Below are 14,164 nucleotides of genomic sequence, written 5' to 3'. Positions count from 1 at the left end.
CACCGTCATCCTGAGGAGCGGCCGCTTGGCCGCGTCTCGAAGGATGGCCGCAAGCACGACGCTGAACACCATCCTTCGAGGCTCGCACCGGACAGCGCAAGTGCGCTGCCGGGAGAGCTCGCACCTCAGGATGACGGTGGGGTTGTTGCGCGGGGGATGACGGCTGTGCGCTTGGATCTGCGTCTGGTCTACGCCGTCTTCTCCGGCCAGCGGCAGAGATCGTGGATCAGGCACAATCCGCAGCGCGGCGAGCGCGCCAGGCACGTGTAGCGGCCGTGCAGGATCAGCCAGTGATGCGCGTGCAGCATGAACTCGGACGGGATCACGCGCTCGAGGCCGAGCTCGACGTCGAGCGGCGTTGCGCCCGGCGCCATGCCGGTGCGGTTGCCGACGCGAAACACGTGGGTGTCGACCGCCATGGTGTGTTCACCGAACGCCATGTTGAGCACGACATTGGCGGTCTTGCGGCCGGCGCCGGGCAGCGTCTCGATCTCGGCGCGGGTGCGTGGCACCTCGCTGTTGAATTCCGCGATCAGCTTTTCCGAGAGCGCGATCACGTTCTTGGCCTTGTTGCGATAGAGCCCGATGGTCTTGATGTGCTCGCGCACCGTCTCCTCGCCGAGCGCCAGCATTTTCTGCGGCGTGTCGGCTATCGCGAACAACGCCCGCGTCGCTCTGTTGACGCCGGCGTCGGTGGCCTGCGCCGACAACACCACCGCGACCAGCAGCGTGTAGGGATTGAGGTGCTCGAGTTCGCCCTTCGGCTCCGGATTGGCCTTTCGGAAACGGCTGAAGGCTTCGTAGACTTCGGCCGCGGTCCAGGGTTTTGGCGCGCTGGATTTGGCAGGCTTGGATTGGGAAGGCTTGGCTTTCGGTGAAGCCTTTTTAGATGCAGCCTTTTTAGGCGGGGTCTTTTTAGGTGGAGTCTTTTCGGGCAGAGTCTTGCGGGTGATTTTGGCCATGATCCGGGTATACTGAGGTGCGATGACCGCAGGCAATGATTTTGATCCGGTGCCGCCAGAGCCCGAATTGTTTTCGGCGCTGTTGACCCCGCACCGCTCGCTGAACCGCACCGGCTTCCTGGTGCTGATGGCGTTTCTCAGCGCGGTCAGCTTTGGCGCCGGCGTGGCGTTCTGGATGATGGGGGCCTGGCCGGTGTTCGGCTTTTTCGGCCTCGACGTCCTGCTGGTCTATTGGGCGTTCAAGGTCAATTTCCGCCGCGGCAACGCCACTGAGGCCATCTCGATGACATCAAGCGAATTACGGGTGCGGCGGGTCAGCCATCGCGGCCATGTGGTCGAATGGGTGCTCAATCCGCTGTGGGTGCAGCTCGATCAGAAGGCCCACGCCGAATTCGGCATCGAGAAGCTTTATCTGGTTTCCAGAGGCCGCCGCGTCTCGGTTGCGAGTTTTCTGGGCCCGGACGAAAAAGCAAGCTTTGCCAAAGCTTTGCTGGCTGCCTTGCAGGCCGCCAAGCGCGGCCCGACCTATAACCCGCTGTGACAAAACGCTGTCGGAAATCGGGTGGTTTGACCGCCGGCCAACGCCTACATCAGGCAGTATGATGAACCTTGCAATCAACGACCACCGCCTGACCAGACCCGGCCCCCAGGACGCCGCGTTGCGCGACTATGATTCGGTGCGGCGCGCCATCGCCTTCATTTCGGAACACTGGCGCGCGCAGCCGACCATCGAAGCGATGGCGGATGCGGCCTCGGTGACGCCGGACGAGCTGCACCTTCTGTTCCGCCGCTGGGCCGGGTTGACCCCGAAAGACTTCATGCAAGCGCTGACGCTCGATCACGCCAAGGGCTTGCTGCGCGATTCCGCCAGCGTGCTCGACGCGGCGCTGGACTCCGGACTTTCCGGCCCGGGGCGGCTGCACGATCTGTTCGTCACCCATGAAGCGATGTCGCCGGGCGAATGGAAAAACGGCGGCGCCGGCATGACGTTGCGTTACGGCTTCCACACCTCCCCGTTCGGCACCGCGATCGTGATCGCCAGCGGCCGCGGGCTGGCCGGGCTGGCCTTTGCCGATCCCGGTGGAGAACAGGCCTCATTCGCCGACATGCAGCGGCGCTGGCGTAACGCCACCTATGTCGAGGACCACGAAGGCACGGCGCCGCTGGCGCGACGGATCTTCGACACGAAGCTTTGGAGCGCCGACCAGCCGTTGCGCGTGGTGCTGATCGGCACCGATTTCGAGGTCCGGGTCTGGGAAACGCTGCTGAAGATCCCGATGGGCCGCGCGGTCTGCTATTCCGATATCGCGCATTCGATCAGTAACCCGAAGGCGTCGCGCGCCGTGGGTGCCGCGGTCGGGCGCAATCCGGTGTCGTTCGTGGTGCCCTGCCATCGCGCCCTCGGCAAGAGCGGCGCGCTGACCGGCTATCACTGGGGCATCACCCGCAAGCAGGCGATGCTGGGCTGGGAAGCCGGACAGGTGGGGTTGCAGTAGCAGCGCTTCGACTTAACGCTTTCCCTTAGGTTTATGGACGTCGAATGCGGCGCGGCCAAATAATTCAACATCATTTCGCATAGCATCAAAGGTGCGAGATCGAGCTACCCGATCCAAATCTTTTCTCACTACCTGCTCAATTTTAGATCGCTGGGTATCGGAGATATTTGAAACCAATGATGCGTAGCTATTTGCTTTATCGGCCAGATAGTCACGCAATTGAATTGGAACCGAATAACTCATCATTCCCACTGCCCCTGCTCGCACATGAATTTTTGTGCCTACCCATTGACGCGGGTGAGAGACATCAATGAAGCCAAGAACGAGAAATTTGCTCATCTTAGTAAAGACAAATGCTGTTGATTCACTTCGTATTGCATCCATCCCAACGGTACGACCAATGTAACGATTAATATTGGCTGGTAACGCGCCGGAAGAATTCTCAACTATCGTATCCAGCGGCAACAGATGTTGTTCATAACGACCGGGATGAGGCAGCTTATCCAGCATAACCTTTGACCAAATATCAAGCGCCTGATTTACCGCGACTTTTTGCGATGGCGTAAAGTGCGCCAAGCCCGACTCTTGAATCTTCAACAGCGCACGCCATGAAATCGACGTGCAGAATTTCATCATCCAAGCTTCGTAGTTTACCCGTTGACGACCATCCAGGCTGAGTGGATGGAAAACATCAGTGGCGAACCGGGTCTCCCAGACATTTAGCCGCTGTTCGCACGGCAAGCATAGCCAATGTTCTTTGTATCCATCTTGGACACGTTTATTCGGCGAATCGCTAAAGCGCAAAAATCCTGTGGCTGAAGTTTCCTTCAACCATCTATATACAAATGATGGGATGACGTGACTTTCCTGAAGCTCACCAGGTTCGCCACACAGTCGGCAAAGCCCGAGCATTTAGTATAGCCGTTCCCCGCTCTCTACGCTTCATAGGGAAATTGGACGGAGACTCTCTTAGATCTTATACTCCGCCAACCGCTTCCTTGCCGCAGCGACGACCGCTGGCTCAAACTCATTTTCATATTTTAATACCAACGCCTCCGCTGACAGCTCGCGCGCCAAACCAAATTCGACCAATTTAAGAAATCCAGTTGACGGCGATGATTTCATCGCAAGATCGGCAAGCGTTTGTCTAACACCCACTCTGTTAAGTTTTTGACGCGTTCGTGAGAGGCGCTTCGTCGTACCGCTTTCCGCGGAAAGCGCTTCTTCTAGCGCACGCATAACGACAGCAAACTCTGCCTCTAGAGGATCATCGATATTCCGTCCCTCAATTCGGCACAGCTGCCGAAAAGCATCTTGATAGATGTCATCGCGGTTGTGTCGCTTCGCGTTGGCCATCCAGTTGCGCAGCTTTGCTTTGTCCCACTCATCCGAAAGGTTCGGCGCTGCGATAGCCATCTTACTACCCCGCCAGATCGAGCTTCGACGCCACCGTCGCATCGGCGTTGAGCCGGTAGATCACGGGAACGCCGGTCGCCAGTTCGCGCTTCAGGATTTGTTCCGGCGTCAGCTTCTCCAGCACCATGATCAGCGCCCGCAATGAATTGCCATGGGCCGCGACCAATGTGCGCTCGCCGCGCAGCACGCCGGGCAATATCTCCTGGACGTAATAAGGCAGCGTGCGCGCCAAGGTATCCTTCAGGCTTTCGCCACCGGGCGGCGGCACATCGTAGGATCGCCGCCAGATCAGTACTTGTTCCTCGCCCCATTTTTTGCGGGCGTCGTCCTTGTTCAGGCCCGAGAGGTCGCCGTAGTCGCGCTCGTTGAGCGCCAGGTTTTTCGTGGTCGGCAGTCCGCTCTGGCCGATCTCGGCCAGCATCAGATCGAGCGTGTGCTGCGCGCGGGTCAGCACGGAGGTGTAGGCGATATCGAACGACAGCCCCTGCGCCTTCAGCTTCCGCCCGGCTTCCTTCGCCTCGGCGACGCCCTTCTCGGTGAGATCTGGATCTTTCCAGCCGGTAAACAGGTTCTTCAGATTCCATTCGCTCTGGCCGTGGCGCACCAGCACAAGAAGACGATCGCTCATTCGAAAATTTCCGTTGCTAGAAGTCACTCAGCCCGAGCACGTCGGTCATGGTATAGAAGCCCGGCTTTTTTCCGTGCGCCCACAGCGCGGCCTTGACGGCGCCCTGCGCGAACATGGTGCGGTCCTCGGCCCGGTGCGTCAGTTCGATACGCTCCATCGGGCCGGCGAAGATCACGCTGTGATCGCCGGTCACGGTGCCGCCGCGCAGCGAGGCAAATCCGATGGCGCCGGAATTGCGCGGGCCGGTGATGCCATCGCGTCCGCGCGCCGAATGCTGATCCAGCGCGACCTTGCGGCCGGCGGCGGCAGCCTCGCCCAGCAACAGCGCGGTGCCCGAGGGCGCGTCGATCTTGGCCTTGTGGTGCATCTCGAGAATTTCGATGTCGAAGCTCTCGTCGAGCGAGGCCGCGACGCGCTTGACCAAAGCGGCGAGCAGATTGACGCCGAGGCTCATATTGCCGGACTGCACGACGACCGCGCGCGATGTTACGGTCTTGATCACGGCCATGTCGGAGGCGGACAGCCCGGTGGTGCCGATGACATGGACCAGGCCACGCTCGGCCGCGATCGCGACATTGGCGATGGTGGCGCCGGGCACCGTGAAGTCCAGAATGCCGTCGGCTTTGGCCGACAGCGACCAAAGATCGCCCGATAGTTCGATGCCGTTGGCTGGCAGGCCCGCCAGCACGCCGGCATCCTTGCCCAGCAGCTCGGAACCGGGCGCCTCCAGCGCACCGGCCAGCACGGCGCCGGGCGTTTCCGCAATGACGCGGGTCAGCGCGCGGCCCATCCGGCCGCCGGCTCCCGCAACGATCAAACGCATGTCGGACATGGTTTTACCTCTTCACGCCCTATAGCCGGGACCAGCCGTTCCGGCAACCGACCGGGCTCACACCCTCGTCATGGCCGGGCCTGTCCCGGCCATGACGAAAGGGTTTGGTCAGATACTACGGCTGCGGACCGTCATAGCCTTCCACCACAATGAGATCGGCGATCGAATGCGGCTGCCGCCGTTTGATGTTTTCCTGATATTCCGGCGAGCGGTAGCAGGCCATCGCGGTCTCGTAGTCGGGAAACTCGATCACCACATTGCGCGAGCGGCTTTCGCCCTCCACGCCGGTGAACTGGCCGGCGCGCACGACGAACCGCGCGCCCCATTTCTTGAAGATTGGCCCATTGGCCGCGGCGTAAGGCTTGTAGCCTTCGTCATTGTGAACATCGACGCGTCCGATCCAGTAGCCTTTTGCCATCTGTCGTCTCCGTTTTATGAGCCAGCCAGGATTTTGTTAGTTACCCAATTTTATTAGTTACCCAAGCGCTTGTGCGATCTCCGCCTGAATGGCGTCCGCGGCGGCCCTGGGATCGGCGGCTTCCATCACCGGCCGTCCCACCACCAGATAGTCGGCGCCGGCGGCAATCGCGCGGGCCGGTGTCATGATGCGCTTCTGGTCGCCGACCGAGGAGCCCTGCGGCCGAATACCTGGTGTCACCAGATGCATCTGGTGACCGACGATCTGGCGCAGCGAGGCCACCTCTTCCGGCGAGCACACCAGACCATCGACGCCGAGCGCCTGCGCCTGCCGCGCGCGGGCTTCGACCAGATCGGAAACGCCGAGCCGATAGCCCGCCGCGTGCAGGTCGCCATCGTCGTACGAGGTCAGCACGGTGACGGCGAGGATCTTGAGGCTCGATCCCGCGCGCGCCTCGACCGCCGCCTTCATGGTCTGCGGATAGGCATGCACCGTGAGAAACGTCGCGCCGGATTTGGCGATGCTCTCGACCCCGCGCGCCACCGTGTTGCCGATGTCATGCAGCTTGAGATCGATGAAGATCTTTTTGCCGGCATCCGCGAGCCGGCCGACCATGGACAGGCCGCCGGCATAGGCCAGCTGATAGCCGATCTTGTAGAAGGTGACGCTGTCGCCGAGCCGCCCGATCATCGCTTCCGCCGCGGCCATGTCAGGCAAATCCAGCGCCACGATCAAGCGGTCGCTGGGAGCGATAGCGGCAGCGACAGCGACAGCGACAGGATCCTTGGAGGCGATCGTGGTTGGCTGCATCTCACCTCACATCATGCGCTGGGAAAAATCGATCAACTGCCGCACCAGCGCCTTCAGCGCCTCGATATCGGCGGGATGTTTCAACCGATCCATATCATCATAGGCCTCGTTTGCGAACGACAGCGCGAGCTGGCCTGGAATGACCGGCGCCTGGCAGGCCGACAAAATCAGCCGCAGCGCCGCCAAAGCCCGCGTTCCGCCGAGCCGATTGCCGGAGGCTGCCGCGATCGCAAACGCCCGGTCGCGGAACACCTGGCCGCGGGCTTCGTGCAATTCGTGCACCCGGCTCACCCAGTCGATCGCGTTCTTGAGCAGCGCTGGAACCGATGAATTATGTTCCGGCGTCACGATCAGCACGCCCTGATGCGCCGACATCATGCGCTTGAGATTGATCGCAGGCTTCGGGACGCCGGATTTAGCCTGCAGATCACCGTCATAGATCGGCAGTGGAAAATCGGCGAGCGAGATTCGCGTGACGTCGGCGCCGGCCACCGCGAGCTCGGCGGCGATCGTGGCCGCGAGCCTCGCATTGAGCGAGCCGGTGCGCAGCGAACCGGGGATCACGAGGATTTTCAGCGCGGACATGATTTTGATCGTTTAGGCGAACCTGCGACGCTTCAGCGCCATGCGGTATCAGCCCTTGCGATACACCCAGACGCGGGCCGGCGGAAGATTCATCCAGATCCGCTCGGAAGCCTGGGTCGAGACACCGGGCAGCGATTTCGGGATCGGCGGCGCCACCGAATAGGTGAACTGCACGAACGGCGCCCCCGGCGCCAACGCCAGGAAGGCATCGCGGATCAGTTTCAGCCGCGTCAGCATCGGTTTCGTCACCAGCGGCAAACCCGACACAATGGCGGCCGCGGGAACGCTCAGCACGTTCCACAGCGAATCGCGCAAGGTATAGGCGTCGCCCTGCACGACGGTGGCCTGCGGATAGCGGTCGCGCAGCAGCGCGCAGAAGCCCGGATTATATTCGACCAGCACCAGACGCTTCTGATCGATCCCACGCTCAATCAGCGCATTGGTGATCGCTCCGGTGCCGGGCCCGAGTTCGACCACCGGTCCCGTGGAATCAGCATCGACATACTGCGCCATGGTGCGCGCCAGCACGCGCCCCGAAGGCATCACCGCGCCCATGTGCAGCGGCTTCTCGATCCATGAACGAAGAAAGCGAACCTCGTCATCGAGACGCAGAGGCTTTTTCAACGCACGCACGGACGATTGCAAAGGCATTGTCGTTACCAGGCGGGACCGCGATTGGGCGGCTGTGTCAGAATATCGTCACAAAGAGGTATAGGTCGCCGCCGAAACGGTCAAGCCGAATGGCGGTTGCACGGTCTGTGTAAGCCTGTCGGGGTCGGGCGATAAGACCATGCATCATTTGATTTTTTGGCCAGCTCCGGCAGCGGATGCAAACAGCCTCGCCGCCGCCTCAGGTGCTGGCGCGGGTGCCGAAGAAATCCTTGACCTTGGTGAAGAAACCCGCGGCCTCGGGTTGGGTTGCACCGGACGATAATTTTTCGAACTCGGCGAGCAATTCCTGCTGTTTCTTGGTCAAATTCTGCGGTGTTTCGACCATGACCTGGACATACATGTCTCCGGTCTGCCGCGAGCGCAGCACCGGCATCCCTTTTGATGCAATGCGAAAGCGCCGGCCCGACTGGGTTCCGCCGGGGATTTTGACCTTGGTCTTGCCCTTGTCGATGGTCGGCACCTCGAATTCGCCGCCCAGCGCCGCCGACACCATCGAGATCGGCACCCGGCAGTGCAAGTCGGCACCGTCGCGCTGGAAGAATTGATGGGTGGCAAGCGACAGGAAAATGTAGAGATCGCCCGGCGGACCACCGCGGACGCCGGCTTCGCCCTCACCGGCGAGGCGGATGCGCGTGCCGTCTTCCACGCCTTGCGGAATGTTGACCGACAGGTTGCGCTCGCGCGTGACCCGGCCCGAGCCCGAGCAGGACGGACAGGCATCCTCGATCATCTGGCCGCGGCCCTGGCAGCCCGGACAGGTCCGCTCCAGCGTGAAGAAGCCCTGCGCCTGGCGCACCCGGCCCTGCCCGCCGCACATCGAGCAGGTCTTCGGCTTGGTGCCGGCCTTGGCGCCGATGCCGGAACAGGCTTCGCAGGTGACCGACACCGGAATCTCGATCTGGGCGGTCTTGCCGAGATAGGCCTCTTCCAGCGTGATTTCCATGTTGTAGCGCAGGTCGGCGCCGCGCTCGCGGCCGCCGCTGCGGCCACGCTGCCCGGCCATGCCGAACAGATCCTCGAAAATATCCGAAAATGACGAAGCGAAGCCCGCGCCGAAACCGGGGCCGCCGCCACCCTGCTCGAACGCCGCATGACCGAACCGGTCATAGGCCGCGCGCTTGTCGCCGTCCTTGAGGACTTCGTAGGCCTCGTTGATTTCCTTGAAGCGGACTTCGCTCGAGGCATCGCCCGGATTCTTGTCCGGATGCCATTTCATCGCCAGCTTGCGGAACGCCGACTTCAGCTTGGAATCGTCCGCGCTCCGTTCGACTTCCAGGGTTTCGTAATAGCAGCGCTTGGTGGACATCGGTCAATTCCGCCCGAAGTTCGTCGTCATGCTGTTGGCAGGATGCCGCCTTCGGCTTAACGAAAAATGACCCTCACACCTTCGAGACGCAGTTCGCGCGCTCTTTGGGATGAGGGCCATGTTCGTCGCCTGATTAAGCGGATTTCTTGTTGTTCTTGTCGTCGTCGACTTCGGTAAACTCCGCGTCGACCACGTCATCCTTCGCAGCATCCTTGGCCGCATCGCTCTCGGCCTGCTGCTTGTACATCGCCTCGCCGAGCTTCATCGAAGCCTGCGCCAGCGTATTGGTCTTGGCCTTGATCGCCTCGGCATCGTCGCCCTTCAGCGCTTCCTTCAGATCGCTGAGAGCGTCTTCGATGGCGCGACGCTCAGCGTCCTCGACCTTCGAGCCATGCTCGGCCAGCGCCTTCTCGGTGGAATGCAACAGGCTGTCGGCGTGGTTCTTGGCGTCGACCGCCTCACGGCGCTTCTTGTCATCGGCAGCGTTGGCCTCGGCGTCCTTGACCATCTTCTGGATGTCGGCGTCGGACAGTCCGCCGGAGGCCTGGATCCGGATCTGCTGTTCCTTGCCGGTCGCCTTGTCCTTGGCCGAGACATTGACGATGCCGTTGGCGTCGATGTCGAAGGTCACCTCGATTTGCGGCATGCCGCGCGGCGAGGGCGGAATGCCCATCAGATCGAATTGACCGAGAACCTTGTTGTCGGCGGCCATTTCACGCTCGCCCTGGAAGACGCGAATGGTGACCGCGTTCTGGTTGTCCTCGGCGGTCGAGAACACCTGGCTCTTCTTGGTCGGGATCGTGGTGTTGCGATCGATGATGCGGGTGAACACGCCACCCAGCGTCTCGATGCCCAGCGACAGCGGGGTTACGTCGAGCAGCAGCACGTCCTTGACGTCGCCCTGCAGCACGCCGGCCTGGATCGCCGCACCAATGGCGACGACTTCATCCGGGTTGACGCCCTTGTGCGGCTCCTTGCCGAACAACTGCTTCACGACTTCCTGGACCTTCGGCATCCGGGTCATGCCGCCGACCAGCACCACTTCGCCGATCTCGGCGGCGGTGAGGCCCGCGTCCTTGAGCGCCTTGCGGCACGGCTCGATGGTCTTCTGAATGAGATCGTCGACCAGCGCCTCGAACTTGGAGCGGGTCAGCTTCATCGTCAGATGCTTCGGTCCGGTCTGGTCGGCCGTGATGAACGGCAGATTGATCTCGGTCTGGGTGGTCGACGACAATTCGATCTTGGCCTTTTCGGCGGCCTCCTTCAGGCGCTGCAAGGCAAGCTTGTCGTTGCGCAGGTTGATGCCCTGCTCCTTCTGGAACTCGTCGGCCAGATAGCTGACCAGCCGCATGTCGAAGTCTTCGCCGCCCAAAAACGTGTCGCCGTTGGTCGACTTCACCTCGAACACGCCATCGCCGATCTCGAGCACCGAGACGTCGAACGTGCCGCCGCCGAGATCGTACACCGCGATGGTGCCGGTCTTGGTCTTGTCGAGGCCATAAGCCAGGGCCGCCGCGGTCGGCTCGTTGATGATGCGCAGCACTTCAAGGCCGGCGATCTTGCCGGCGTCCTTGGTGGCCTGACGTTGCGCGTCGTTGAAATAGGCAGGAACCGTGATGACGGCCTGATCGACCTTCTGGCCGAGATGGGCTTCCGCGGTCTCTTTCATCTTTTGCAGGATGAAGGCGGAGACCTGCGAGGGCGAATAGCTCTTGCCGTCGGCTTCGACCCAGGCGTCGCCGTTCGATCCCTTGACGATCTTGTAGGGGACGAGCTTCTTGTCCTTCTCGACCATCGGGTCATCGTAGCGACGACCGACGAGGCGCTTGACCGCAAAGAAGGTCCGCTCGGGATTGGTCACCGCCTGACGCTTGGCCGGCTGGCCGACGAGGCGCTCGCCATCATCGCTGAAAGCGACGATCGACGGGGTCGTCCGCATGCCCTCGGCGTTTTCGATGACTTTAGCTGTTTTGCCATCCATTACGGCGACGCACGAATTGGTGGTGCCGAGATCGATCCCGATGACCTTTCCCATGGTTCCTCATATCCTTGTGTTTTTGCGGCAGGTTGGCTGGGCCCTGACGGCGCACCAATCCAAACCCCCAGACGATCAAATACTCGCGATATTGCGACGGTGAGCCTCATATAGGAGGGGGGGCACTCCCCGCAAGGACTGAGCGCAACCTTGAGCCCCTAAAAGCCCGCCCCGTGAAAGATAGTGTCCGTTCCGGCAAGCCCCGCTACGGACGCTGCGGAGCCTTCCATAGACCCTTGCACACAGCCTTGCGCGGACCTTAGCCCGCAGGCGGAGCGGGTCCATGCAGTACTTGTGGCATCCGGCTGGTTAACAATACGCAATGTGCGAGATCCGGTGCCAGACCCGAACTTGTCTTGCGTCTGCGTGGCATCTTGCCCGTCGTCCTGGCCTGTTGCCGCGACGACAAAGCAGCTAAACCTAGACCAGCCGGGAATGTGACGACCCGCCTGAACCTCGACCATTGAACGGCCTCAATGCCAACCCAGTAGATTTTTCATGAAGCTCATTCGATTATTGTCCGCGGCCGCCTTGCTGGTGGCCATCATCTGCCCCGCTTTTGCCGAGGACGCGATCTTCCCGCCGGGAGTCCGGGTTGGGATGACGCCGCTGGTGGGCCTGGTGCCCGGCAAGACCTTTGTCGGCTTCGAATCCGAAGACCACAGCGTCAAGGTGCTGGTGGCCGAACTTCCCGTCGCCGCCTATGGCGAAGTCATGAATGCCTTCAAGGCCACGCCGCCTGGTACTCCCGGCATCAAGCCCGAGAGCATCGAGACCGCGGCCGGCACCGCCTATTACACCGTGGAAAACGCGATGAACGGCGCGACCAGCGTCCGGCGCTATTCGATGATCCTGCCGGGCGGCACATTCTCCGGCTATATCGCGGTGCAGATTCCCGAGAACGCCAGCAAGATCTACACCGACGAAGCGGTGCGCAAGATGTTCGCATCGGCGATCACCCGCAAGGAGGTTCCGGTCGAGGAGCAGCTTGCGCGGATGCCGTTCAATGTCACCAATCTCGGTGATTTCAAGAATGTCCGCACGCTGGCGGCCGGTGCTGCCGTCATTCTCGCCGACAACGATGAAACGGCCGGGTTTGAGCCCGCCCCCTTCATGGTGATCGGCCTGATCAGCACCGCACCGGCGCAGCCGGAAGATCGCGACCGGTTCGCCCAGGAAACCGCGATCGCGATCCCCGGGGTACGCGGAGCCCGGATCACGATGTCCGAACCGCTCCGGATCGACGGCATGCCGGGATATGAAACGCGCATCAATGCGACCAGCGGCAAGGACAATACCCCCGTCACCGTGGTGCAATGGCTGCGGTTCGGTACCCCGACCGTGATGCGTATCATTGGAAGCGCGCCGCGCGACCAATGGGAAAAGGCGTTCCCGCGTTTTCGTACGGTGCGCGACGGAATTGCGCAGCGCTGATTTCCGAGATGTTTCCGACCCGGTTTTCGATTTGACCGGCTGCCGATCTGCCGAGGAATCCGGCAACGACGCCTAACATTCGATCCGCCGTCGGAGCCTAAATCCGCTTTACGCCCCCGCGGCGATTTGATTTGCTCGCGCGATCTTGGCAGGGGAACACACCATGTTGGATCGAAGGCAGATTCTCACCGGTCTCGCGACGACGGCTGTTGCGGGCATCATTTCAAGCAAGGTCTGGGCAGCGATGTCGATCAAGCCTGACGACGCATCGGCGCTTCTGGTGATCGATGTGCAGAACTGTTTCCTGCCCGGCGGCAGTCTTGCCGTAAAGGAGGGCGATCAGGTCGTCCCGGTCATCAACCGGATCGCCAAGGGTTTTACCAATGTGGTGATGACGCAGGACTGGCACACCGAGGGCCATGTCTCGTTCGCCTCCGCCCACCCCGGCAAGAAGCCGTTCGAAATTATCGATCTGCCCTACGGCAAGCAGGTGCTGTGGCCCGATCACTGCGTTCAGGGCACCGACGGCGCCCTCTTGTCGAAGGATATCTCGATCCCGCAGGCCGAACTCGTGATCCGCAAGGGATTTCACAAGGACGTCGATAGCTATTCGGCCTTCACCGAGGCCGACGGCAAGACCACGACAGGGCTTGAAGCCTATCTGAAAGCACGCAAGTTGAAGCGGCTGTTCGTGGCCGGGCTCGCCACCGATTTCTGCGTGGCGTGGACCGCGCTCGATGCGCGCAAGGCCGGGTTCGAAACCTATGTGGTCGAGGACGCCTGCCGCGGTATCGACACCCAGGGTTCGCTCGCCAAGGCCTGGGCCGACATGGCCCAAGCCGGCGTCAAGCGCATCCAGTCCGCGGATATCGCGGTTTAAATTTAGCGCGTGAATTAAGATTGCGTTGAGCTAACGGCCCACCTCCTCCCAGCGGGGAGGTGGGCGATAAGCAGCCCGCCGCTTTAGTTCGCTTCGGAGGCCGGCACTACCTTGGCGCCGCCCTTGGAGACCGCAACCAGCGCCGGCCGCAGCACGCGCTCGCCGATCGTGTAGCCGGCCTGCACGACCTGCACCACGGTACCCGAGGGCACCGACGCGTCGGGGACCTCATACATCGCCTGCTGGAAGTTCGGGTCGAACTTCTCGCCCGACGGATCGAACTTCTTGACGCCGTTTTTCTCCAGCGTGTTGAGCAGCGACCGCTCGGTCAGCTCGACGCCTTCGATCAGCGCCTTCAGGCCGGGATCGGCGTTAGCCTTGGCCTCGGCCGGAACCGCGTCCAGCGCGCGCTGCAAATTGTCGGCGATGTCGAGCACGTCGCGCGCGAAGCCGGTGATACCGTAGGTTCGCGTATCGGCCACTTCCTTGCTGGTCCGCTTGCGCAGGTTTTCCATCTCCGCCAGCGTCCGCAGCATCTTGTCGCGCGCTTCGGCGACTTCCTTGGTCAAGGCCTCCACCGACCCTTCCTCGGGGTCGTCGGGCATGATGTAAGGCTTCGAAACCACGGGCTCGGCGGTATCAGCCGGATCGTCGTTCTGCCGGTTGGGATCGGTCATGGATTGCCTTCTC

At 61.7% G+C, this 14,164-nt stretch carries 16 protein-coding genes; 4 read left to right on the top strand and 12 right to left on the bottom strand.

Annotated features, from left to right (window positions below):
• Nucleotides 1-188 precede the first annotated feature (188 nt).
• Nucleotides 189-962 (bottom strand): endonuclease III, encoded by a 774-nt coding sequence (gene nth, locus GSQ88_RS28625; protein WP_159011152.1) that lies wholly within the window; start codon nucleotides 960-962, stop codon nucleotides 189-191.
• A 22-nt stretch (nucleotides 963-984) separates the two neighbouring features.
• Here nth and GSQ88_RS28620 point away from each other — a divergent pair, with 22 nt between their 5' ends.
• On the top strand, nucleotides 985-1,503 hold the full coding sequence (locus GSQ88_RS28620) for a DUF2244 domain-containing protein (protein ID WP_159011151.1): 519 nt from the start codon (nucleotides 985-987) through the stop codon (nucleotides 1,501-1,503).
• A 58-nt stretch (nucleotides 1,504-1,561) separates the two neighbouring features.
• On the top strand, nucleotides 1,562-2,458 hold the full coding sequence (locus GSQ88_RS28615) for a methylated-DNA--[protein]-cysteine S-methyltransferase (protein WP_159011150.1): 897 nt from the start codon (nucleotides 1,562-1,564) through the stop codon (nucleotides 2,456-2,458).
• A 12-nt stretch (nucleotides 2,459-2,470) separates the two neighbouring features.
• On the opposite strand, the gene GSQ88_RS28610 is transcribed toward GSQ88_RS28615, so the two are convergent.
• The 10 genes from GSQ88_RS28610 to dnaK form a co-directional block, all read right to left on the bottom strand.
• Nucleotides 2,471-3,289, bottom strand: coding sequence for a hypothetical protein (locus GSQ88_RS28610; RefSeq protein ID WP_210253913.1), 819 nt, complete (start codon nucleotides 3,287-3,289; stop codon nucleotides 2,471-2,473).
• 138 nt (nucleotides 3,290-3,427) lie between these two features.
• A complete protein-coding gene (locus GSQ88_RS28605; protein WP_159011148.1) occupies nucleotides 3,428-3,874 on the bottom strand; it encodes a hypothetical protein in 447 nt (148 codons plus the stop codon).
• Between the two features lie 4 nt (nucleotides 3,875-3,878).
• On the bottom strand, nucleotides 3,879-4,502 hold the full coding sequence (locus tag GSQ88_RS28600) for a 2,3-bisphosphoglycerate-dependent phosphoglycerate mutase (RefSeq protein ID WP_159011147.1): 624 nt from the start codon (nucleotides 4,500-4,502) through the stop codon (nucleotides 3,879-3,881).
• A 16-nt stretch (nucleotides 4,503-4,518) separates the two neighbouring features.
• Entirely contained in the window at nucleotides 4,519-5,334 is an 816-nt protein-coding gene (dapB, locus tag GSQ88_RS28595) for a 4-hydroxy-tetrahydrodipicolinate reductase (RefSeq protein ID WP_159011146.1), read from the bottom strand.
• 115 nt (nucleotides 5,335-5,449) lie between these two features.
• Nucleotides 5,450-5,752, bottom strand: a complete 303-nt coding sequence (locus GSQ88_RS28590; protein WP_159011145.1) for a DUF1330 domain-containing protein — start codon at nucleotides 5,750-5,752, stop codon at nucleotides 5,450-5,452.
• A gap of 57 nt (nucleotides 5,753-5,809) precedes the next feature.
• Nucleotides 5,810-6,562: an orotidine-5'-phosphate decarboxylase gene (gene pyrF, locus GSQ88_RS28585; RefSeq protein WP_159011144.1), complete on the bottom strand. Its 753-nt coding sequence runs from the start codon at nucleotides 6,560-6,562 to the stop codon at nucleotides 5,810-5,812.
• Between the two features lie 6 nt (nucleotides 6,563-6,568).
• Complete coding sequence (locus tag GSQ88_RS28580; RefSeq protein ID WP_159011143.1) at nucleotides 6,569-7,147, bottom strand: NADPH-dependent FMN reductase; 579 nt, start codon at nucleotides 7,145-7,147, stop codon at nucleotides 6,569-6,571.
• A gap of 48 nt (nucleotides 7,148-7,195) precedes the next feature.
• Nucleotides 7,196-7,798: a class I SAM-dependent methyltransferase gene (locus GSQ88_RS28575; RefSeq protein WP_159011142.1), complete on the bottom strand. Its 603-nt coding sequence runs from the start codon at nucleotides 7,796-7,798 to the stop codon at nucleotides 7,196-7,198.
• A 199-nt stretch (nucleotides 7,799-7,997) separates the two neighbouring features.
• Nucleotides 7,998-9,125: a molecular chaperone DnaJ gene (gene dnaJ, locus GSQ88_RS28570; RefSeq protein ID WP_159011141.1), complete on the bottom strand. Its 1,128-nt coding sequence runs from the start codon at nucleotides 9,123-9,125 to the stop codon at nucleotides 7,998-8,000.
• A gap of 133 nt (nucleotides 9,126-9,258) precedes the next feature.
• On the bottom strand, nucleotides 9,259-11,160 hold the full coding sequence (dnaK, locus tag GSQ88_RS28565) for a molecular chaperone DnaK (protein WP_159011140.1): 1,902 nt from the start codon (nucleotides 11,158-11,160) through the stop codon (nucleotides 9,259-9,261).
• Nucleotides 11,161-11,658: 498 nt separating this feature from the next.
• On the opposite strand from dnaK, the gene GSQ88_RS28560 reads away from it, so the two are divergent.
• Both GSQ88_RS28560 and pncA read left to right on the top strand, forming a co-directional pair.
• Nucleotides 11,659-12,594, top strand: coding sequence for a hypothetical protein (locus tag GSQ88_RS28560; protein ID WP_159011139.1), 936 nt, complete (start codon nucleotides 11,659-11,661; stop codon nucleotides 12,592-12,594).
• 163 nt (nucleotides 12,595-12,757) lie between these two features.
• Nucleotides 12,758-13,474 carry a bifunctional nicotinamidase/pyrazinamidase gene (gene pncA / locus GSQ88_RS28555; RefSeq protein WP_159011138.1) on the top strand — a complete coding sequence of 239 codons (717 nt, stop codon included), beginning with the start codon at nucleotides 12,758-12,760 and terminating at the stop codon, nucleotides 13,472-13,474.
• A gap of 83 nt (nucleotides 13,475-13,557) precedes the next feature.
• On the opposite strand, the gene grpE is transcribed toward pncA, so the two are convergent.
• Nucleotides 13,558-14,151, bottom strand: a complete 594-nt coding sequence (gene grpE / locus GSQ88_RS28550; RefSeq protein WP_159011137.1) for a nucleotide exchange factor GrpE — start codon at nucleotides 14,149-14,151, stop codon at nucleotides 13,558-13,560.
• Between the last annotated feature and the right edge of the window lie 13 nt (nucleotides 14,152-14,164).

This window comes from Bradyrhizobium sp. S69 (genome assembly GCF_009766005.1).
GTDB lineage: Bacteria > Pseudomonadota > Alphaproteobacteria > Rhizobiales > Xanthobacteraceae > Bradyrhizobium.
Note: the sequence above shows the minus strand (reverse complement) of the source record. Positions and strands in the feature narration are given on the sequence as shown.